18 protein-coding genes and 1 riboswitch are annotated in these 19,648 nt (G+C 61.1%); of the genes, 11 read left to right on the top strand and 7 right to left on the bottom strand.

Going from position 1 to position 19,648, the window contains the following annotated elements; genetic code table 11:
* The first annotated feature begins 97 nt into the window (after nucleotides 1–97).
* From OF122_RS16860 to OF122_RS16870, 3 genes are read left to right on the top strand one after another with little or no spacing between them, the layout of a single operon-like run.
* Nucleotides 98–454 carry a GntR family transcriptional regulator gene (locus tag OF122_RS16860; protein ID WP_264225340.1) on the top strand — a complete coding sequence of 119 codons (357 nt, stop codon included), beginning with the start codon at nucleotides 98–100 and terminating at the stop codon, nucleotides 452–454.
* Nucleotides 451–1,335 carry an ABC transporter ATP-binding protein gene (locus OF122_RS16865; protein WP_264225341.1) on the top strand — a complete coding sequence of 295 codons (885 nt, stop codon included), beginning with the start codon at nucleotides 451–453 and terminating at the stop codon, nucleotides 1,333–1,335. The genes OF122_RS16860 and OF122_RS16865 overlap by 4 nt, the downstream gene beginning before the upstream one ends.
* The gene (locus tag OF122_RS16870; protein ID WP_264225342.1) at nucleotides 1,335–2,228 is read left to right on the top strand and encodes a hypothetical protein; all 894 of its coding nucleotides are present in this window, start codon (nucleotides 1,335–1,337) and stop codon (nucleotides 2,226–2,228) included. Before OF122_RS16865 ends, OF122_RS16870 begins: the two co-directional genes overlap by 1 nt.
* A 92-nt stretch (nucleotides 2,229–2,320) precedes the next feature.
* Here OF122_RS16870 and OF122_RS16875 read toward each other — a convergent pair whose 3' ends face one another.
* The gene (locus OF122_RS16875; RefSeq protein WP_264225343.1) at nucleotides 2,321–3,817 is read right to left on the bottom strand and encodes a CoA-acylating methylmalonate-semialdehyde dehydrogenase; all 1,497 of its coding nucleotides are present in this window, start codon (nucleotides 3,815–3,817) and stop codon (nucleotides 2,321–2,323) included.
* A gap of 99 nt (nucleotides 3,818–3,916) precedes the next feature.
* Here OF122_RS16875 and OF122_RS16880 point away from each other — a divergent pair, with 99 nt between their 5' ends.
* Nucleotides 3,917–4,813 carry a LysR family transcriptional regulator gene (locus tag OF122_RS16880; protein WP_264225344.1) on the top strand — a complete coding sequence of 299 codons (897 nt, stop codon included), beginning with the start codon at nucleotides 3,917–3,919 and terminating at the stop codon, nucleotides 4,811–4,813.
* Nucleotides 4,814–5,240: 427 nt separating this feature from the next.
* Nucleotides 5,241–5,388, top strand: a riboswitch (FMN riboswitch).
* A 100-nt stretch (nucleotides 5,389–5,488) separates the two neighbouring features.
* Nucleotides 5,489–6,454 (top strand): DMT family transporter, encoded by a 966-nt coding sequence (locus OF122_RS16885; protein WP_264225345.1) that lies wholly within the window; start codon nucleotides 5,489–5,491, stop codon nucleotides 6,452–6,454.
* A 59-nt stretch (nucleotides 6,455–6,513) separates the two neighbouring features.
* Here the strand turns inward: OF122_RS16885 and OF122_RS16890 are convergent, their stop codons facing one another.
* The 4 genes from OF122_RS16890 to OF122_RS16905 form a co-directional block, all read right to left on the bottom strand.
* Nucleotides 6,514–7,626 carry a Gfo/Idh/MocA family protein gene (locus OF122_RS16890; RefSeq protein ID WP_264225346.1) on the bottom strand — a complete coding sequence of 371 codons (1,113 nt, stop codon included), beginning with the start codon at nucleotides 7,624–7,626 and terminating at the stop codon, nucleotides 6,514–6,516.
* A 215-nt stretch (nucleotides 7,627–7,841) separates the two neighbouring features.
* Nucleotides 7,842–8,744, bottom strand: coding sequence for a sugar ABC transporter substrate-binding protein (locus tag OF122_RS16895; protein WP_264225347.1), 903 nt, complete (start codon nucleotides 8,742–8,744; stop codon nucleotides 7,842–7,844).
* Nucleotides 8,745–8,833: 89 nt separating this feature from the next.
* On the bottom strand, nucleotides 8,834–9,817 hold the full coding sequence (locus OF122_RS16900) for an ABC transporter permease (RefSeq protein ID WP_264225348.1): 984 nt from the start codon (nucleotides 9,815–9,817) through the stop codon (nucleotides 8,834–8,836).
* Between the two features lie 13 nt (nucleotides 9,818–9,830).
* Complete coding sequence (locus OF122_RS16905; protein WP_264225349.1) at nucleotides 9,831–10,616, bottom strand: ATP-binding cassette domain-containing protein; 786 nt, start codon at nucleotides 10,614–10,616, stop codon at nucleotides 9,831–9,833.
* A gap of 260 nt (nucleotides 10,617–10,876) precedes the next feature.
* Between OF122_RS16905 and OF122_RS16910 the strand changes: the two genes are divergently transcribed.
* Nucleotides 10,877–11,740 carry a MurR/RpiR family transcriptional regulator gene (locus OF122_RS16910; protein ID WP_264225350.1) on the top strand — a complete coding sequence of 288 codons (864 nt, stop codon included), beginning with the start codon at nucleotides 10,877–10,879 and terminating at the stop codon, nucleotides 11,738–11,740.
* Between the two features lie 251 nt (nucleotides 11,741–11,991).
* Here the strand turns inward: OF122_RS16910 and OF122_RS16915 are convergent, their stop codons facing one another.
* The gene (locus tag OF122_RS16915) at nucleotides 11,992–12,441 is read right to left on the bottom strand and encodes an RrF2 family transcriptional regulator (RefSeq protein ID WP_264225351.1); all 450 of its coding nucleotides are present in this window, start codon (nucleotides 12,439–12,441) and stop codon (nucleotides 11,992–11,994) included.
* A 115-nt stretch (nucleotides 12,442–12,556) separates the two neighbouring features.
* Here OF122_RS16915 and OF122_RS16920 point away from each other — a divergent pair, with 115 nt between their 5' ends.
* From OF122_RS16920 to OF122_RS16930, 3 genes are all read left to right on the top strand, one after another.
* The gene (locus tag OF122_RS16920) at nucleotides 12,557–12,985 is read left to right on the top strand and encodes an SAM-dependent methyltransferase (protein ID WP_264225352.1); all 429 of its coding nucleotides are present in this window, start codon (nucleotides 12,557–12,559) and stop codon (nucleotides 12,983–12,985) included.
* A 49-nt stretch (nucleotides 12,986–13,034) separates the two neighbouring features.
* Entirely contained in the window at nucleotides 13,035–13,412 is a 378-nt protein-coding gene (locus OF122_RS16925) for a SecDF P1 head subdomain-containing protein (RefSeq protein WP_264225353.1), read from the top strand.
* A 197-nt stretch (nucleotides 13,413–13,609) separates the two neighbouring features.
* Entirely contained in the window at nucleotides 13,610–14,272 is a 663-nt protein-coding gene (locus tag OF122_RS16930; RefSeq protein ID WP_264225354.1) for a DUF1236 domain-containing protein, read from the top strand.
* 244 nt (nucleotides 14,273–14,516) lie between these two features.
* Here OF122_RS16930 and iolG read toward each other — a convergent pair whose 3' ends face one another.
* On the bottom strand, nucleotides 14,517–15,509 hold the full coding sequence (gene iolG / locus OF122_RS16935; protein ID WP_264225355.1) for an inositol 2-dehydrogenase: 993 nt from the start codon (nucleotides 15,507–15,509) through the stop codon (nucleotides 14,517–14,519).
* 340 nt (nucleotides 15,510–15,849) lie between these two features.
* On the opposite strand from iolG, the gene OF122_RS16940 reads away from it, so the two are divergent.
* Both OF122_RS16940 and iolD read left to right on the top strand, forming a co-directional pair.
* Nucleotides 15,850–17,763, top strand: coding sequence for a bifunctional 5-dehydro-2-deoxygluconokinase/5-dehydro-2-deoxyphosphogluconate aldolase (locus OF122_RS16940; RefSeq protein ID WP_264225356.1), 1,914 nt, complete (start codon nucleotides 15,850–15,852; stop codon nucleotides 17,761–17,763).
* On the top strand, nucleotides 17,760–19,604 hold the full coding sequence (gene iolD, locus OF122_RS16945; protein WP_264225357.1) for a 3D-(3,5/4)-trihydroxycyclohexane-1,2-dione acylhydrolase (decyclizing): 1,845 nt from the start codon (nucleotides 17,760–17,762) through the stop codon (nucleotides 19,602–19,604). Before OF122_RS16940 ends, iolD begins: the two co-directional genes overlap by 4 nt.
* Nucleotides 19,605–19,648 lie beyond the last annotated feature (44 nt).

A 19,648-nucleotide genomic window follows, 5' to 3' on the forward strand; every position in this document is an offset into this window, starting at 1 on the left:
TGTCAGCTTACGCTACGGGAGTCCGGGACGCACGACAAGGCGGTTGACGGTGGTGTGCCGGTGTGTTAGTTCTATATTACACTATACGGAAGCACACATGACCCAGTGGCGCGACGACCAACCGATATTTCTGCAAATCCGGCAAAGGATGATCGAGATGATCCTCAACGGGGCGATCAATGAGGGTGACCCCCTGCCCTCTGTCCGACAAGTGGCGACCGACCTTTCGGTCAATCCATTGACGGTGACCAAATCCTACCAGTCCCTGGTGGATATGGGCACAGTCGAAAAGCGCCGGGGACTCGGCATGTATGTAACCGATGGTGCGCGGGCTGCGCTGCTTGCGCATGAACGGGACAAATTTCTGAAAGAGGACTGGCCGGCGATTGCGGCGCGGATTTCGGCGCTCGGGCTTTCGGCTGGTGATTTGCTCAAGGATGGAGACGAGAAATGACCGCTGAAAACCCAATCGTTTCGGCGCGTGGCCTGCGCAAGCAGTTCGGCAAGAACGAGATTTTGCACGGGCTCGATTTCGACATTCCGGCCGGGCGCATCTACGGGCTGGTCGGGCACAATGGTGCCGGCAAGACGACCACGCTCAATGCGCTGCTGGGCCTGACCCAGTGTGAGGGCAAGATCGAAGTCTTGGGGCTCGATCCCTTCGCCAACCGCGCCACGCTGATGAACGATGTCGCGTTCATTTCCGATGTGGCCTCCCTGCCCCGGTTTCTGCGGGTGCGCGAGCTTTTTGCGCTTTTGAGCAACATTCATCCCAACTTTTCCCAGGACAAGGCGCGCGATTTTCTTTCGGGCACCGACATCAAGCCCGAAGCCAAGATCAAGAACCTCTCCAAGGGTATGATCGCCCAGCTTCACCTGGCTGTTGTCATGGCGATCGACGCCAAGCTTCTGGTCCTGGACGAACCGACGCTCGGGCTCGACATCACCTATCGCAAGCGGTTTTACCGGCGGCTGCTCGAAGACTACATGACCGAGGAGCGTACCCTGCTCATCACCACCCATCAGGTGGACGAGATCGAATTCATGCTGTCCGACATCATGTTCATCCGCGATGGCGAATTGATCGTCCATATGCAGATGGAGACGGTCAACACACGCTATTGCCAGCTGGTGATTTCCGATCCGGCGCATGTGGACGCCGCCCGCGCGCTGGGACCGGTCTCCACCGAAAGCCGGTTCGGACAGACGGCGATGATCTTTGATGGCGTGGACCGCGAAAAGCTGGCAACGCTGGGTCAGATTTCCACCCCGAGCCTTTCGGACCTTTTTGTCGCGCTGATGCAGCGTGAAACACATAATGCGGGAGCTGCCTGATGCAGGCCTTCATTGCGCTTATCAAACGCGAGTATCTCGAACATCGCGGCGCCTTCATCTACGGCCCCACCCTGCTGCTGGCGCTTGGGTCTCTGGCAGCGCTCTATGCTGTGTTCGGAACCGATTTCAGGGACGAATTCAGCGGAACCCTGCCGACCGTGCTACGCTTTTACGAGGCGGCCTTCGCTCTGGGGGCAGCGGGATGGCTGGTGTATCTGATCATCATGCTGTTCTTTTACTATGGCGATGCGTTTTCAGCCGACAGCCGCAACAATTCGATGTTGTTCTGGAAATCGATGCCGCAGAGCGACCTCAAGATATTCGGGTCCAAGGTGGCAGCTTCGCTGACGGTGTTTCCCGCTGCAATCCTTCTCGCCCTCGCCATCACCGGGGTCATCGCCTATCTGCCGACCGTCATCGCGAGCGATTTCCTGGGCGGTTTTGCGCCGCCAACCATCGGGGAAACGGTCAGTGCCTGGCTCAACATCATGGTTTCGGCCATCGTGCTGTTCGCCATAACGTTGCTTTGGTATCTGCCCTTCCTGGCCTGGGTGGGCCTGCTGGGCACCATCTTCAAGCGCTGGGCCATTCCGCTGGCCTTTCTCATACCGGCAGTGATCGGCCTGTTTGAACGGGTCGTGATGCGCAACATTTTGCAGGACGGCGCCTTGTGGTCCTTCATAACCGACCGGTTCGAAGTGAAATTCGAGGGCTTCGATTTCGAGGTGTACTTCGAGCAACACTGGCTCGCCGGCCAGAAATGGGATGGATTGGAGCTGGCCACGCTCATGCTGACGGGAGTGGATTGGATCCAGATCGCGGGAGGGATCGCGGTCGCAGCAGTCTTTATTTATGCAGCCAGCGAGTATCGCAGACGTTACATCCTGACCTGACCCGTTCCTTGTCGTGCGGTCGAACCGGAAAAGTCTCCACCTTTTCCTGACCACACTCTAAAAAGGCCGCCCTCGGGGGCGGCCTTTTTCTTTTACGCCATTGTCGGCATTGAAAACTGTGCGCCTTCCTTCAGCCCGGACGGCCAACGGGCGGTGACGGTCTTGGTGCGGGTCCAGAACTTTATCGAATCCGTGCCGTGCTGGTTGAGATCGCCGAAGGCCGAGGCCTTCCAGCCGCCGAAGGAATGATAGGCGAGCGGAGTGGGGATGGGCACGTTGATGCCCACCATGCCGATATTGATGCGTGAGGCGAAATCGCGTGCGGTATCGCCATCGCGGGTGAAAATCGCAACGCCATTGCCATAGGGGTGTTTGAGCGGCAGCGACAGGGCTTCTTCGTAGGTCGGGGCGCGGACGACCGAAAGTACGGGCCCGAAAATCTCCTCGCGATAGATGTCCATCTCAGGGGTGACGCGGTCGAACAGCGTGCCGCCGACGAAATAGCCCTCTTCATAGCCCTGCAAGGTGAAACCGCGACCATCGACAACCAGATCGGCGCCCTGCGCCTTACCGCTGTCGATGAGAGAGAGAATGCGTTCTTGCGCCGCCCTGGTGATGACCGGGCCGAGATCTGTCGCCGCATCGGTGTAAGGACCGATCTTGAGGCTTTCGACGCGGGGGGCGAGTGCGGCGACCAGCCGGTCAGCAGTTTCCTCGCCCACCGGAACGGCAACCGAAATCGCCATGCAGCGCTCACCCGCCGAACCGTAACCGGCGCCGATCAACGCATCGGCGGCCTTTTCGATATCGGCGTCGGGCATGATGATCATGTGGTTCTTGGCGCCGCCGAACGCCTGCACGCGCTTGCCGTGGGCGGCGGCGGTTGCATAGATGTGGCGGGCGATGGGTGTCGAGCCGACAAAGCTCACCCCGGCAATGTCATCATGGGCGAGGATGGCATCGACGGCGGTCTTGTCACCATTGACGACGTTGAGAATACCGGCGGGCAGTCCCGCTTCGATCATCAACTCGGCCAGCCGCATTGGGACCGAAGGGTCGCGCTCGGAGGGCTTGAGGATGAAGGCATTGCCGGCGGCGATGGCGGGCGCGAACATCCACATGGGGATCATGGCCGGGAAGTTGAACGGGGTGATGCCCGCGCCGATACCGAGCGGCTGGCGCATGGAATACATGTCGATCCCCGGCCCTGCCCCTTCGGTGAATTCGCCCTTTTGCAGATGAGGGATGCCGCAGACAAATTCGGCGACCTCCATGCCGCGCACGATATCGCCCTTTGAATCCTCGATGGTCTTGCCGTGCTCGGCCGAGAGCAGTTCTGCCAACTCGTCCATGTGGGTGTTGATGAGATCGACAAAGCGGAAAAACACCCGCGCCCGGCGCTGGGGATTGGTGGCCGCCCAGCCTGGTTGCGCGGCGGCGGCCGATGCGATGGCTGCGTCGAGATCGGCGGCATCGGCCAGGGCGACTTTGGCTGAGACCTCGCCGGTTGCCGGGTTGAAGATGTCGGCGAACCGGCCCGACTTGCCCTCCGCATGGACCCCATTGATGAAATGCCCGATGGTCTTCATTGCTCGCTCCTCAAAAATGTCCCCGCAAGAATGAATGTCTATTATTGTCAGCTCAACGTGATAGTTTTCACATTCGATGTGCAAAAATCGTAGAGCAAAATGAACTGGGACGATATTCGGGTCTTTTTGGCCATTGCGCGCGAGGGACAGATCCTGGCCGCGGCGCGGGGGCTGGGCGTCAATCACGCGACAGTGGCGCGGCGGCTAACGGCGCTCGAAGTCGCCATGGGCGCGCGGCTTTTCGTGCGGCGCACCAATGGGTGCGATCTGACCGCCGAGGGCGAAGCGCTGCTCGAGCGCGCCGAGTTGATGGAGACGGCAGCACTCAATGCACAAACCGTGATCGGGGGCACCGATGCGGCGATCTCGGGCACCGTCAGGATCGGGGCGCCGGACGGGTTCGGGGTGGGATTTCTGGCACCGAGGCTGGGCCAGTTGCGGGCCCGGCATCCGGGCCTCACGATCGAGCTGGTTCCGGTGCCGCGCAGTTTTTCGCTGTCGCGGCGCGAGGCCGATATCGCGATCACCGTGGCGCGACCGACCGAGGGCCGGCTGGTGTGCCGCAAGCTGGTCGACTACCGGCTGGGGCTTTACGCGTCTTCCGACTATGTCAAACAACGCGGCCTGCCAAAAACGGTGGCCGATCTGAAAGATCATAGTCTGGTTGGCTATGTGGAGGATTTGATTTTCACCCCCTCTCTCGATTATGCCCGCGACATCTGGAAAGGCTGGCGCTCCGATATCGAAGTTTCGAGTGCGCTGGGCCAGACCGAGGCGGTTCGCGGCGGTGCGGGCATCGGAATCCTGCACGATTTTCTGGCGCAGCGACATGGTGAACTGGTGCCCGTTTTGCCCCAGTTGGGGCTGGTGCGGAACTACTGGACGGTGATGCACGAGGATGTTCGGGCGATACGGCGGGTTTCGGTGGTGGCCGATTTCATCGCCGAAATCGTGTCTCTGGCACGCAAGGATTTCTCCAGGATAGAACGCCCCTGATTCGAGACGGGGAAGTATGGAACAGCAACAAACCTTTGAGAATCCCTCTTATTCTTAAACCCACTCAAACATTCGTGCAGAACCGGTGGAGCAAAACAGGGTTGCCAGAGTTATGAAATCAGGCCACCATGATCATGGTCTTAACCAAGCGAAAGGAGGTGATCCAATGTCTAGTGAGATCCGCGCAGGCGGGAGTGACTTTGGGTATGAGGTGATTTCGACGAGGCAGCCCTCGGCGAAGTAAACCCTTCTCTCCGAACCGCTTGGTGCAAACGGTTCCAACGGTTCAAGTCACCCCGTGTGACGGTATCATGGAAGGACTGTTCGAGTTATCGGACAGTCCTTTTTCTTTGCCCGCTTGATTGGCGCGCAAGAGGCGCCTAAGTTTTCTATCGGCGTTTCACGATGGAGCGTCTTGTTTTTGGAATTACGTTCTCAGGGCGGGGTGAAAGTCCCCACCGGCGGTAACAGTCTTTCGACTGAAGCCCGCGAGCGCCTCGCCAGGCTGGCGAGGGTCAGCAGATTCGGTGCAACTCCGAAGCCGACGGTCATAGTCCGGATGAGAGAGAACGGGAATTGCGCCCTGTCGCGCACCGACATCCCCTAAGGGATGCGGGGCGCTCGTGGTGTCGTCTCCCGTAACCCTGAGGAAACTGGTTACGGAAAGGACGACAGATGAACCAGATTTCCTCTTTGCCCCACGCACCTGTTCTGGGTGCCGTGTTCATGGTTGGGGCCGGCATTACCTTTGCCATCACCAACATCTTGACGCCGATCATCACCTACCAGATGGGCGTGCCTTCGACCGCGGTGGTGTTCTGGCAATATATCGTCGCCACGCTTTTCGCGCTGCCGCTGATCGTGCGGATCGGAGTTTCAAAGCTGCGCACGCGCCATCCCTATTGGCACGAGACCCGCGCACTGCTTTCGGCGCTGGGCGTGCAGTTCTTTGCTTTCGGCTTTGCGCTGGGTGTGCCGGTCTGGCAGATGGTGGCGCTGTCGATGACCGGTCCGTTCTTCATCCTGCTCGGAGCAAATCTGTTTCTGGGCGAGCGCCTGACGGTGCAGCGGCTTGGGGCAACGATTACCGGCTTTATCGGCGCGATGATGGTCTCACAGATCGGAACCGAACAGTTCACGCTTGCCTCGCTGCTTCCCGTGCTTGCGGCGTTGTGCTGGGGGTCGGTTTCGGTGATCACCCGGTATCTGAGCCGCGACGAAGAACCTGAATCTCTGACGCTCTACATGTTGGTGCTGATTACACCCAACCACTTTTTGATCGGCCTGCTTGTCGGCATCGCAATTGCCGTGCTGCCAGCTGGCTCTTTGCCTGCAGGGCTGGCGACCGGGTTCGATTTCCAGCTTCCGCTGGGCGACGCGCTGGGGCTGATCGTGCTGTTGGGGCTGGTGACGGCCGGGGCGCAGTATTTCCTCAGCTTTGCCTACAAGGTCGCCGACGCCAGCTATCTGCAGCCGTTCGACGATCTGAAACTGCCGCTCAACACGCTTTTGGGCTGGATCGTGCTTTCGCAGGTACCGGCGATATGGTTCTGGCCGGGCGCGCTTTTGATCCTTGGCGCGTCGAGCTTCATCTTGTGGAGCGAGCGCCGGGCGGCACCGGGCCGGCTGCAAATGGCCTAGACTTTATCTTGTCGCGCTTCCGAACCGGATAAGTGGCGCCCACTTATCCTGGAAGCACTCTAAAGCCTGACCCAGCACCCGTCGCGATGGCTGTGCGCGATGGCGTGCACGGTCTTTTCGATGGCCAGCCCGCTTTGGAAATCGATGATGTGCGCCGTCTCACCTGAGATGGCGCGCATCACTTCGCGGGCTTCGATGATTTTCAATTCGTTAAACCCCAGCCCGTGGCCCGGCGCGGGAATGAACTTGTCATAGGGCGGATGGATGGGTGCGGTCAGGATGGTGCGGAACCCCTGCTCGCTGGCTCTGCCCTCGCGGGTGAAGATCTGGAGTTCGTTCATGCGCTCCTGATCGTAGGCGATGGTGCCTTCGGACCCGAAAAGCTGGATGGCGACGCGGCCCTTGCGGCCCCAGGCGGAGCGGGAAAGCTGGATCGCGCCCGATATACCGCCCGCAAAGCGCAAGAGAATGTGGGCGATGTCGAAGGTTTCGACCTCGCGGTCCTTGCCATCCTGGGTGGGACGGGTGGGAAAGGGCTTGGCGAGATCGGCCATGACCTGTTCGGCGGGACCAAGCAGCGTCGAAAGGATCGAGAGCGGGTGCACGCCGAAATCGTCGAGCGCGCCATAGCCCGAACTCGCTTCGCTCTTCCAGGAAAACAGCGCGGCGGGATCGGCCATGAAATCCTCGTCCATTTCGACCCGCACCGAATGGAGCTTGCCGATGGCGCCTTCGGCCAGCAGTTTGCCGATATGACGGATGAGCGGGTTCTGGATGTAATTGTATCCCAGCACAGCCACCCGGCCCGAAATTCGCGCCGCTTCGGCCATGCGCTCGGCATCGGCGAAGGCCGGCGCCATGGGCTTTTCGCACCAGACATGCTTGCCGGCCTCAAGCGCGGCGATGGCCATTTCGGGGTGGAAGGCGTTGGGCGTCGTGATGGAGACGATATCGACATCGCGGTCGGCAATCAGCTCACGCCAGTCACCCGTCGATTTCTCGAACCCCAGCGCTCTGGCCTGCTTTGCCGCGAGATCGGCACCGGCTTCGGCGAGATGGACGAGGCGCGGGCGCTCGATGTCGCCAAAAACAGGTGCAACCGCGTTCCAGGCCAGTGCATGGCACTTGCCCATATAGCCGGTTCCGATCAGGCCAACGCCGAGAGATGTCATTGAAGCGCTCCGGACAAAAAAAGACGGCGGAATATGAGAAAACCCATATTACCGCCGGAGGTTGCTCTTGCCCTTCGCGCTCTCGCGAAGAAGACTAGAATACGCGGCATATCGGTGAAGTTTCAAGGATAATGGCAACAAAACGACGCGATTTGCATCGCGTCGTTTTTCTTTTGTCACACTTGGAGCCTTTTCACCTTTGTTCCGATGGCCTGCTACTGGTATTCGGCAGCGTTGGACGCATCGACCAGAACGGTGCCGGTATCGACCCATTCCTCGATGGTCTCCCCATTGTTCAGCGCAATGAGAGACTCGATGCCGAACCGGCCCATATTCTCGGGCGCCTGGGCGATCGAGGCGGTCATTTCACCGGCAATAATGGAGTTCGCAGCGTCGGGGTTGGCGTCAAAGCCGACGACCATGACACTGTCGAGCATGGCGGCCTGCTTGAGCGCTTCGACGGCACCGAGCGCCATATTGTCGTTGGAGGCGAAAATCCCCTTGATGTTGGGATTGCCGGCCAGGATGGTTTCGGTGACCGAAAGCCCCATGGCGCGGTCCCAGTTGGCGGGCTGTTCAGCGACGATGTTGAGGCCGCATTCGGTCAGCCCGTCATGAGCGCCCTGGGCGCGGGCCTGACCCGTGGACTGGCTGATGAGGCCCTGCAGAATGGCCACGTCGGAGCCGGCCTCGAGGTTGTCGCACATATATTGAGCCGCCAGCGCCGCGCCGACCTCGTTGTTGGTGCCGATGAAGGACACGCCTTCATTGGTGCCGCGGGTGTCGACAAACACCACCGGAATGTCCTGCGCGATAGCGGAATCGACCACCGGGGCAAGCGCATTTGGATCGGTGGGCGCCAGCGCGATGCCGTCCACGCCCTGGGCGATCAGATCCTCGATCTGGTTGATCTGGGCCTGAACGTCGGATTCCTGGGGCGGGGCGACGACGATGACTTCGACGCCATGTTCCTCGCCGGCCGCCATGGCACCGGCTTCAACGGCGGCCCAGAACGGATTGCCCGCACCCGGACCCTTCATGCCCAGAACGTATGTTTGTGCCTGAGCGCCGACGGTCATTGCGCCGAGCGCCAAGCCTGCCAGAAGCATTGCTTTCATTTCGTGGTCCTCCCTTTTTGACCAGTCTCCATTTGATTATCGACCGTTCCGGCTGGAGCGCACCGGAACGGTGGTAAACCCTAGCTGTGTTATCGCCTCACCGAAGCCCTGCGGCGGACCACGTCGATCCAGACCGCGAAGATGATGACGACGCCGATCAGCACCATCTGCCAGAAGGAGCTGACATTGTTGATGTTGAGCCCGTTCCTCAAAAGGCCCATGATGAGCACGCCGGCCAGAACCCCCAGCACGGTGCCGCGCCCGCCGAAGAATGAGGCGCCGCCAATAATCACCGCCGCGATGGCGTCGAGTTCAAGCATCAGGCCCGCATTGGGGAAGCCTGAATCCGTACGGCCCGCCAGGAGCAGTCCGCCCAGCCCGGCCATGAAGCCGGAAATGACGTAAACCAGGATCAAAACCTTATCGACATTGACCCCCGACACGCGCGCCGCCTGCGGATTGCCGCCGATGGCATAGATGTGGCGGCCGGTGCTGGTTTTTTCGAGGAAGAACCACAAGCCTACCGCGCACACCGCGACGACGATCAGGCTGGCCGGAATGCCGGAGGGCGGCGCGAGGAAGCCCAGATCGTAATAGGCCTGACCGAGATAGCGGACCTCGTCCTGAAGCCCTGAAATCGGGGCGCCATTGGTCACCAGATAGGCGATGCCGCGCACCGCGTTGAGCGTGCCCAATGTCATGATGAAGGGGTGGGGTAATTTGAGCCATGTCAGGCCCACGCCGTTGACCACCCCCACCGCGATACCGACCAGGGGCCCGACCATCAATACGATTGGCCAGGGCAGGCCCATGCGGCTGGCGAGCGCGAGGGTGACCATGGAAAGGGCCATTGTCGAGCCGACGGAAAGATCGATGCCGGCGGTGACGATGACCACGAACATGCCGAGCGCAACGAGCGCCAGGGTGGCGTTCTGTTTGAGAATATTTGTGAGGTTCTGGGGCGTTAGAAACACCTCGGGGCGCGAGAGGGCAATGACCACCATCATCACGATCACGACGAGAACGATGCCGTAGGTTTCAAGGAACTTCGAGAGCTTTGGATTGTAAAACATCGCGCCCGCTCTCCTAGTGCAGCCTGTCATGGGCCAGGGATTCGGTGTGTCCCTTGGTGCCCATGATCCAGCCGATGACCTCGTTGCGGGAGGTGTCTTTCAGTTCGCTCTCTGCGAAGTTGGTGCCCTGATAGAGCGCCATGACGCGGTCGCAGCAATAGAAGATATCGTCCATGCGGTGGGAGATGACGATCACCGCAACGCCATGATCTTTCAGCCGTTTTATGAGATCGAGCACCTTGCCGACTTCCTTGATGGCAAGGGCGGCGGTGGGCTCGTCCATGATGACGAGCTGAGCGTCGAACGCGGTGGCGCGGGCGATGGCGACCGCCTGGCGCTGGCCGCCCGAGAGATCCTCGGTGTTCTGGGAGACCGATTTGACATGGATGTGGAGATTGTCGAGATGGGACTGGGCCATCTCGCGGGCCTGCTTGTGATCGATGATGGTCAGAGGCCCGAGCTTCCTGCCCGGCTCACGGCCCATATAGATATTTTCGTAAATGGGCATGTTCCCGGCCAGCGCGAAGTCCTGATAGACCATCTCGATGCCCTTGCCGCGGGCGTCCTTGGGGCTGGAAAAGTGGACCGGGCGCCCCTCGAAGATCAGCTCGCCCTTTGAGGGCTGATAGAGGCCCGAGAGGATTTTCATGAGCGTGGATTTGCCCGCGCCATTGTCTCCCACAACACCCAGAACCTCGCCGTGATCGACGTGGAAATTGACGTTGTCCAAAGCGGTGATGGCGCCAAAATATTTGGCGATGCCGCGCGCTTCGAGAAGTGCCGTACCGGTGGCGGCCATGTCCCTCTCCCCTTCCCTTGCACAAGTCAAAATAGAACGCTTGATGCACTATTTATATTTGTGGAATGTTTATTCCATTTCGTGCAGAATGCGTCAAGGCCCAATCGAACCGGCCCGCAGAAAAATCGGGGCGGATCGAGGGCCAAATGGCGGTGCTGGGGGCCGTTTTTGGGCAAAAAGTCCGGCAAATGCCGGGGACAATGACCGGACGAGTATAGATGCAGCGGACCGGCTGGGGATAAGATCAGGAGAAACCAAGCATGGGGCGCAGCAAGGCGATGGACAGCGCAGAGCAGATCGATGTACCGCGCGACTTCGCAGCACTGCGCGAACGTGTGCTGGAGCGCTGGGAGGAATTGCCGCGCCGGCTGACCCAGGTGGCCGAATACGCGCTCAACAATCCCGACGAGGTTGCCTTTGGCACTGCCGCCTCGATCGCGGCCAAGGCCCATGTGCAGCCATCGACGCTCGTGCGGTTTTCCCAGGCACTGGGCTATCAGGGATTTTCGGGGCTGCAGGAAGTGTTCCGCTCGCGGCTGCGCGATCAGGTGCTCGGCTATGACGAGCGCATGGCGCAGTTGCGCGAACATGACGAGGGCTCGCCACGCCCATCGATGATCCTCGAGGGGTTCGCCGAAGCCTCGCTGCGCTCGATTTCCGCGCTCACCGCGCGCCACGACCCGGCGGTGTTCGAAAAGGCGCTCGATGCGCTCGAGACTGCGGAAACGGTCTATCTGATCGGGTTGCGGCGCTCGTTCCCTGTGACGTCCTATATGGCCTATGCGATGGGAAAGCTGGGCATAAGAACGATCCTGATAGATGCAGTGGCCGGGCTTGCGGCCGAGCAGGCCAATTTCGCAAGCGAGAAGGACGCTGCGCTTGCCATCAGCTTTACACCCTATGCCAGCGAGACCGTGGCGCTAACCGCACAGGTGCGCGAGGCCGGCGCCAAGGTGGTGGCGATCACCGATTCCATCTTTTCGCCACTGGCCTCGCAAGCCGAAGCCTGGTTTGAGGTGGCCGAGGCCGATTTCGAGGGATTTCGCTCGATGAGCGCCAGCATGACGCTGGCCATGGCGCTGACCGTGGCACTGGCGGACCGGCGCAAGACGCAAGAGGCGTAGAGGGGGCAGGCGCTCACGGGCTCCAGTTGGGCTTATTGCGGCGAAAGCGGGGACCGGAGAAGCCAGGAATGGCCACCTCAGATGGATGACCCGCCGGCGCTGCCGGTTACCGGATCCCGGCGCAAGGCCGGGATCACGGTTGGGGTGGTGCCGGAGTTGGGCATAAAACCATCGCCCGCGAAGGGGCGAGGGTTAATCCTGCCGCGGCGCCGACGATAAGCCGCTTGCGCAGTCCACCCCTCGCCGAAAACTCAACCGTGGCGTTCGCTGACGGGAACGGCGGCCATACCCTTGTCGAAATCGGCGCGGATTTCCGCGAGGGTCATCGATCCGAATTGCTCGACGATCATGGCCTCGGCGGCGGCAAGAGTATCGCCGATGCGAGCATTGACGGCTTTCTCGATCAGGCATTTGGGATCGTCATTGGCCAGACCCAACGCGAACATTTCAGGTGAGCCCAGCGCGCGGTAAATATCGGCCATGGTGACGTCCTCGAGCGGAACGGCGAGCTCCCAGCCGCCATTGTGTCCCTTGGCCGATGTGACATAGCCCGCTTCGCGCAGACCCGCCATTGTGCGGCGCACGACCACGGGATTGGTCGAGAGCATTTTGGCCATTGTTTCTGACGTCGCTGCACCCTCCATCTTGCTCATGTGAATCAACACATGGAGCATGCGGGAGAGCCGATTGTCGGTGCGCATGGGCTTTACCTCTGGTCTTTGACCTAGCGCGGCGGGACGCATGGCGTCAATCGCGACACCGCTTGCACCCGCCGGCGCAAGGCGCAATCCTTGGGCGGAACACTGGGAGGTGTGTATGGCGAAAGACATATCGGACCGTCTGCTGGCCATCGTTGATGGGCTGCCATTAAGGCCCGGCATGCGGGTGCTGGAAATCGGGTGTGGGCCGGGCGCCATGGCGCGCGAAATGGCCCGGCGCATAGGAGACGGCAAGGTGGTGGCTATCGACCGCTCGGCCCGGGCCATCGAGCTGGCACGGTCCGGTTCGGCCCCGGAGATGGCAGCGGGCGCTCTCGAATTCAGGCAAAGTGCTGCCGAAGATTTTACGCTCGAACCCGGCGAAGCGTCGTTCGATATTGCCGTGGCGGTGCGGGTGGGCGCATTGGATGGACGCCATCCACAAGCGGGGGTCAAAGCCCGCGCGGCGATCAGGCGGGCGCTCGGGCCGGAGGGAAAGCTGTTCATAGACACAAGAGCGCCCATGGAGGCCGGATTCCTTGAGTGATGGCGCAGCATGCCGTATCGCTTCATCAAACGGGCCGGGACCACGCACCATGTACAGAACTCTTATCGCGGTCGGTATTGTCGCTTCGGCCTGGGTCGCGCCGATGGAAGCGGCCATGGCCGAAACGCTGATGCTAAGCGTCAAGGACGCGGCCATGACCGAGGACGGTCAGACCGGCCGCCCCGCGCTCCAGATCCATCTGGACCCGCAATCGGCCAAGGCGTTTGGCGAGATGACGATACGCCATTTGTCCTCGGTGGTCGAAGTCTCGCTGGACGGCAAAATTCTGATCGCTCCGCGCGTACAATCGCCCATTGTCGAGGGATCGTTGCAGATCGTCGGCGATTTTTCCGAAGCCGAGATCGCGGCCATGGTCGAGCGGATCAATTCGGGCGCACAGCTTGAGGTGCGGGCGGTCCAGGAATAGGCCACGGGGCCGGCGTTGCGCCATGTTGCACCGTCGACACATCCAAATTTGATTGTTTTTCAACGCCATCGCCATGTGGAACGAAGCGGGACGAACTTCGTTCGGTCACCGCGGGGAAACGAAGCTGGCTTTTTTCGGGAACGGCCAATCTGCCGATTTCGAGAAAAGTGCAGCCGTCAAACCAACGGAGACTAACAATGAAAAATGCTCTTGCAAAAACAGTGCTGGCCACAACAGCCGGGCTTTTGATGACCGGCACCGCGCTGGCCCAGACTGCCACCGCGACAGCCACCACCGACCTCAACATTCGCTCGGGTCCGGGACCCCAGTTCGAGGCCATAGACGTGATCGCCTCGGGTGACAGTGCCACGGTGACGGGTTGCGTTGCGGATTCCATGTGGTGCGAAATCGACTATAACGGCACGGTGGGCTATGCCTATTCCGATTACCTGACCGTTCAGGCGCAGTCTGAGGGCGAAGCGATCGTTCTGACCGAACGTCCGCCCGAACTGGTCGGCGTTGCCGAGCCCTCCACCACTGCCAATTCGACGGTGACCGGCGCGGCCGGCGGCGCGATTGCCGGTGCGCTGGTTGGCGGCCCTGTTGGCGCTGCTATCGGCGCCGGGCTGGGTGCAACGGCCGGTGTGGTTGTCGACCCGCCGGAAAGCGCACGCACCTATGTGACCTCCAATCCCATGGAACCGGTCTATCTTGAAGGCGAAGTGGTGGTTGGCGCCCAGGTGCCCGAGACCGTGACGGTTCAGGCCATTCCCGACTATGAGTACGAATATGTCTATATCAATGGCCAGCCGGTTCTGATCGACCCGGCCAGCCGGGAAATCGTCTATATCTTCCGCTAAAATCGGATGAGCGATACTGAAGGGCGGCCCGGCGGGTCGCCCTTTTTAGTATCACGCGATCGAACCGAAAAAGTCTGCAACTTTTTCTGACCGCGCTCCTTTTTTAGTGTCACGCGATTCGAACCGAAAAAGTCTGCAACTTTTTCTGACCGCGCTCCTTTTTAGTGTCACGCGATCGAACCGAAAAAGTCTGCAACTTTTTCTGACCGCGCTCCTGCGGCCGCCCTTTTTGTTGTCGCGCCCTTTATTTGACCTTGATCACCTGCCCGGTTTTGAGACTTTCGCTGGCGGCTTCGGCCAGTTTCTGGGCCATCAGCCCGTCATGACCGGACGCTCGGGGGGCTTCGCCTTTTTCGAGAAAATCGAGGAATTTTTCGATCTCGGCGGTATAGGCCGCCTGGTAGCGCTCGACGAAGGAAAAGGGGATCTTGTCTTCGGTCCAGCCGTTTTGGTTGGCGAGTTCGACGGTGGTGTCGTGGATGTTGGCGGCGCGCAACAGACCTTTTGAGCCATGCACTTCGATGCGCTGGTCGTGACCATAGGTGGCGCGGCGGGAATTGGTGATGACGACGATCTTGCCCGAGGCGGTCTGCATCTGGACGCTGGCGGTGTCGATATCGCCGGCCTTGCCGATTTCCGGATCGGTCAAAACGCCGCCAAGGGCGTGAACGGTGACCGGTTCTTCATCGCCCAAAAGGAAGCGGGCCATGTCGAAATCGTGGATCATCATATCGCGGTAAAGACCGCCCGAGCGCTCGATATAGGAGACGGGGGGCGCGGACGGATCGCGGCAGGTGATGGTGATGATTTCGGGATCGCCGATTTCGCCCGACCGCAGGCGTTTTTCGAGGAAGGCGAAGTTGGGATCGTAGCGGCGATGAAAGCCGATCATCAAAGGAACGCCGGCTTTTTCGACCACTTGCAGGCAGGCCTTTATCCGTTCGACCGAGAGCGAGACCGGCTTTTCGCACAGGATGGCCTTGCCCGCCTTTGCGGCTAGTTCAATCAGGTCGGCATGGGTATCGGTGGGGGTGGCGATGAGGATGGCATCGACATCGGATGAGGCGATAATGTCCTCGACCGGAGCGGTTTTTGCCCCGACAACACCCGCCAGTCTTTCAGCGGCATCGGCCATGGCGTCGGCGATATAGGCCACCCTGGCGCGGCCCGATGATGCTATGGCGCGGGCATGGACATTGCCGATGCGGCCGGCCCCCAGAATTCCGAAACGCAGCATGAACTCTCTCCCGTGCTCAGGTCTCGCCTTGTGGTGACGCCCATTGTACCCTCGGTGCACTTGCATGCCACGGCCAATGGACAGACGTTTTCTGCCGCATGCGCCCTCCGAATGCAATCGACAAAATGGAACATATATTCCGAATTGACAGTTTTTCGGAATTGATGTTTCAATCGAACCTGACTAGAGCTTGACCGATCCCGATTGAATCGGGCCGGCCGCTCCAAGTCCTGTTTCTGTCGCGAGATCGAACCGGAAAAGTCTCCGACTTTTCATGATCTCGCTCTAGAAGGGCGGCGAATAATCGTCTCGAGTGCTGATTGAGGGAGGCCGGTGCGCCATGGAAGAGAGGGAGAAGACGCTGGACGTCATCACCATCGGGCGCGCTTCGGTGGACTTGTACGGCCAGCAGATCGGCGCCCGGCTCGAGGACGCAACCAGTTTTGCCAAATCGGTGGGCGGATGTCCGGCCAATATCGCCATCGGCACGGCACGGCTGGGGCTGGCTTCGGCCTGGCTGGGTCGGGTGGGCGATGAGGCCTTCGGGCGGTTCATCACAGAACAGATGGCGCGCGAGGGCGCCTCGACCGAAGGGATCATCACCGACAAGGACAGGCTGACGGCGCTGGCCATTTTGGGTGTCGAGGACGACAAGCGGTTTCCGCTGATCTTTTATCGCGAGGACTGCGCCGACATGGCGCTGACCGAGGGCGATATTTCCGAGGATTTCATTGCGCGCACCCGGTCGGTGCTGGTGACGGGGACGCATTTTTCGCGGCCCCATACCTCGGCGGCGCAAAAGATCGCCATGACCTTTGCCAAGGGCTATGGCGCCAAGGTGATCTTCGACATCGATTTCCGGCCCAACCTGTGGGGCCTGGCCGGGCATGGAGCGGGCGAAGAGCGCTATATCCGATCCCATACGGTTTCCGAACGGCTGAAATCGGTGCTCCCCCATTGCGATCTTGTCGTGGGCACCGAGGAAGAGATCCTGATCGGCTCGGGGGAGGCCGATCTGGATGCCGCGCTCAGGACGATCAGACAGGTCTCCTCCGCCGTGATCGTCCTGAAGCGCGGCCCCATGGGTTGCATCGTCTATGACGGGCCGATCCCAGAGAGCATCGAAGACGGGATCGTGGGCGAAGGATTTCCCATCGAGGTTTACAATACGCTCGGCGCCGGAGACGCGTTCATGAGCGGGTTCTTGCGCGGGTGGCTGCGCGGGGAGAAGCTGGAGACGTGTGCGACCTGGGCCAATGCCTGCGGGGCGTTTGCGGTGTCACGGCTGCTGTGTTCGCCGGAAATTCCCAGCTTTGAGGAATTGAGTCATTTCCTCAAGCATGGCAGCACGCACAAGGCGTTGCGCCGGGACGCGGCGATCAACCATATTCACTGGGCCACGACCGGGCGGCGGCGGGACTATCCGACCCTTAAGGCGCTGGCCATCGACCATCGGAGCCAGTTCGAGGAGATGGCGGAAAAGCTCGGAGCCGACCGCGACAGGATTGGCGCGTTCAAGCTGCTCGCTGTCGAGGCGGCGGCCAAAGTGGCCGATGGGCGCGACGGGTTCGGGATGCTGCTCGATGAGAAGTACGGCCGCGCGGCGCTGTTCGCGGCAGCCAAAGTGCCGAACTTCTGGATCGGACGGCCGGTGGAATTGCCGGGATCGCGGCCGCTGAAGTTCGAGTTTTCCCAGGACATGGGAAGCCGGCTGATCGAATGGCCGGTCGACCATACCATCAAGTGCCTGGCGTTTTTCCATCCCGACGACGCCGACGACATGCGGCTCGAACAGATCGAAAAGCTCGGCACGCTCTACGACGCGGCGCGGCGGGTGGGGCGCGAGGTGCTGATCGAGATCATTGCCGGCAAGAACGGGCCAATGGAGGCCGATATCGTGCCGCGGGTATTGACCGAGCTCTATTCGGCGGGGATCAAGCCCGACTGGTGGAAGCTCGAGCCGCAGGCCGACGCTGGCGCCTGGGCGCTGATCGACGAGACGATTGCCGCCAACGATCCCTGGTGTCGCGGCGTTGTGCTGTTGGGGCTGGACGCGCCCGCCGATGAGCTCGAGGCAGCGTTCAGGGCAACGGCAGAATCGAAAACGGTCAAAGGATTTGCCGTGGGGCGGACGATCTTTGCCGACGCTGCGGAAAAATGGTTGGCTGGAAAGATGGACGACGCCGAGGCGATTGCCGATATGGCCGAGCGGTTCGGGGCGCTGGTGGATGCATGGGAGGTGCGCGGGCAATGAGCGAAACGATCAGGCTGACCATGGCGCAGGCCGTTGCGCGATTTCTGGCGGCGCAAATGACCGAGATCGATGGCGAACGCGTGCCACTGTTCGGCGGGGTGTGGGCGATCTTCGGGCATGGCAATGTCGCAGGAATGGGTGAGGCGCTTTATGGTGTGCGCGAGAAACTGCCGACCTATCGCGCCCATAACGAACAGGGCATGGCCCATGCGGCGATCGCTTTCGCCAAGGCCAGCTTCCGGCGCCGGATGATGGCGTGCACCAGCTCGGTCGGGCCGGGGGCGACCAACATGGTGACGGCGGCGGCGCTGGCGCATGTGAACCGGTTGCCCGTGCTGTTTCTGCCTGGCGATGTGTTTGCCAACCGGCGGCCCGACCCTGTGCTGCAGCAGGTCGAGGATTTTGCCGACGGGACGGTGTCGGCCAATGATTGCTTTAAACCCGTGTCGCGCTATTTCGACCGCATCACGCGGCCCGAACAGATCATGCCGGCGCTGCGGCGGGCGATGCAGGTTCTGATCGATCCGGCCGATTGCGGACCGGTGACGCTGGCACTGTGTCAGGATACTCAAGCGGAGGCCTATGATTATCCGGCCCGCTTTTTTGCCGAGACTGTGCACACCCAGCGCCGGGTGCGGCCCGATGCCGACGAGTTGGCGCGAGCCGTTGCGGCGATCAAAGGCGCCAAACAGCCGGTTCTGATTGCCGGTGGCGGGGTGCTCTATTCAGGGGCCAGCGATGCGTTGGAGCGGTTTGCCGACGCCCACGATATGCCGGTGATGGAAACGCAGGCGGGGAAATCGGCCCTGCCTCATTCGCACCCGCTCAATATGGGATCGGTGGGCGTGACCGGGACAAGCGCGGCCAACGGGCTGGCGGAAAAGGCCGATGTGATCGTGGCCGTGGGGACGCGGCTGGCCGATTTCACCACGGGATCATGGGCGCTGTTTGAGAACCCCGACGCAAAGTTCGTGGCGCTCAATGTGGCGTCCGTCGATGCGGGCAAGCATGGGGCAATGCCGCTGCTGGCCGATGCGCGGGTCGGGCTGGACATGCTCGGCGAAGAATTGGGCCCCTGGCGGGCGCCGGAGGGCTGGCGGGGCGAAGCTGAAGAGCGGAAGCGCAAATGGCTGGGCGAGGCAGAGGCCGCGACAGCGGCAACCAACGCGGCCCTGCCCTCGGATGCGCAGGTGATCGGGGCGACCCAAAGGATGATGGGCGAGGCGATTGTCGTATGTGCGGCGGGGGGACTGCCCGGTGAGCTGCACAAGCTCTGGAAGCCGGAAGAACCGGGGCGGTATCACCTCGAATACGGTTATTCGACAATGGGATACGAGATTGCCGGCGGGCTGGGGGTCAAGCTGGCGCGGCCGGCGGATGAAGTGGTGGTCATGGTCGGGGACGGCAGCTACATAATGGCCAATTCAGAGCTTTCGACCGCCGTGATGATGGGGCTGCGGCTGACCGTGGTGGTGCTCGACAATCGCGGGTTCGGCTGCATCAACCGGCTGCAGATGGCGACCGGGGGCGAGAACTTCAACAATCTGTTTGAAGACGTGCACAAGGATGCAATGCCCGAGATCGATTTTACCGGGCACGCAAGCGCCTTGGGTGCGCATGCGCAAAAGGTCGCGGGGATTTCCGAACTGGAGGCGGCGCTGGCCGAGGCGCGGAAGCGCGGCGGGGTCAATGTCGTTGTGATCGATACCGATCCGCTGGTGACCACCGAAGCCGGCGGGCACTGGTGGGACGTTGCAGTGCCGGAAGTGAGCGAGCGGGCAGATGTGCGCGCGAAGCGGGCGGAGTATGAGGAGCGGATAAAGGGACAGCGGATCTGGTGAAGGGCAGAAAGGCCCCCTCACCCGGCGCATTCGCGCCGACCTCT

Source organism: Pelagibacterium flavum, assembly GCF_025854335.1.
Lineage (GTDB): Bacteria > Pseudomonadota > Alphaproteobacteria > Rhizobiales > Devosiaceae > Pelagibacterium > Pelagibacterium flavum.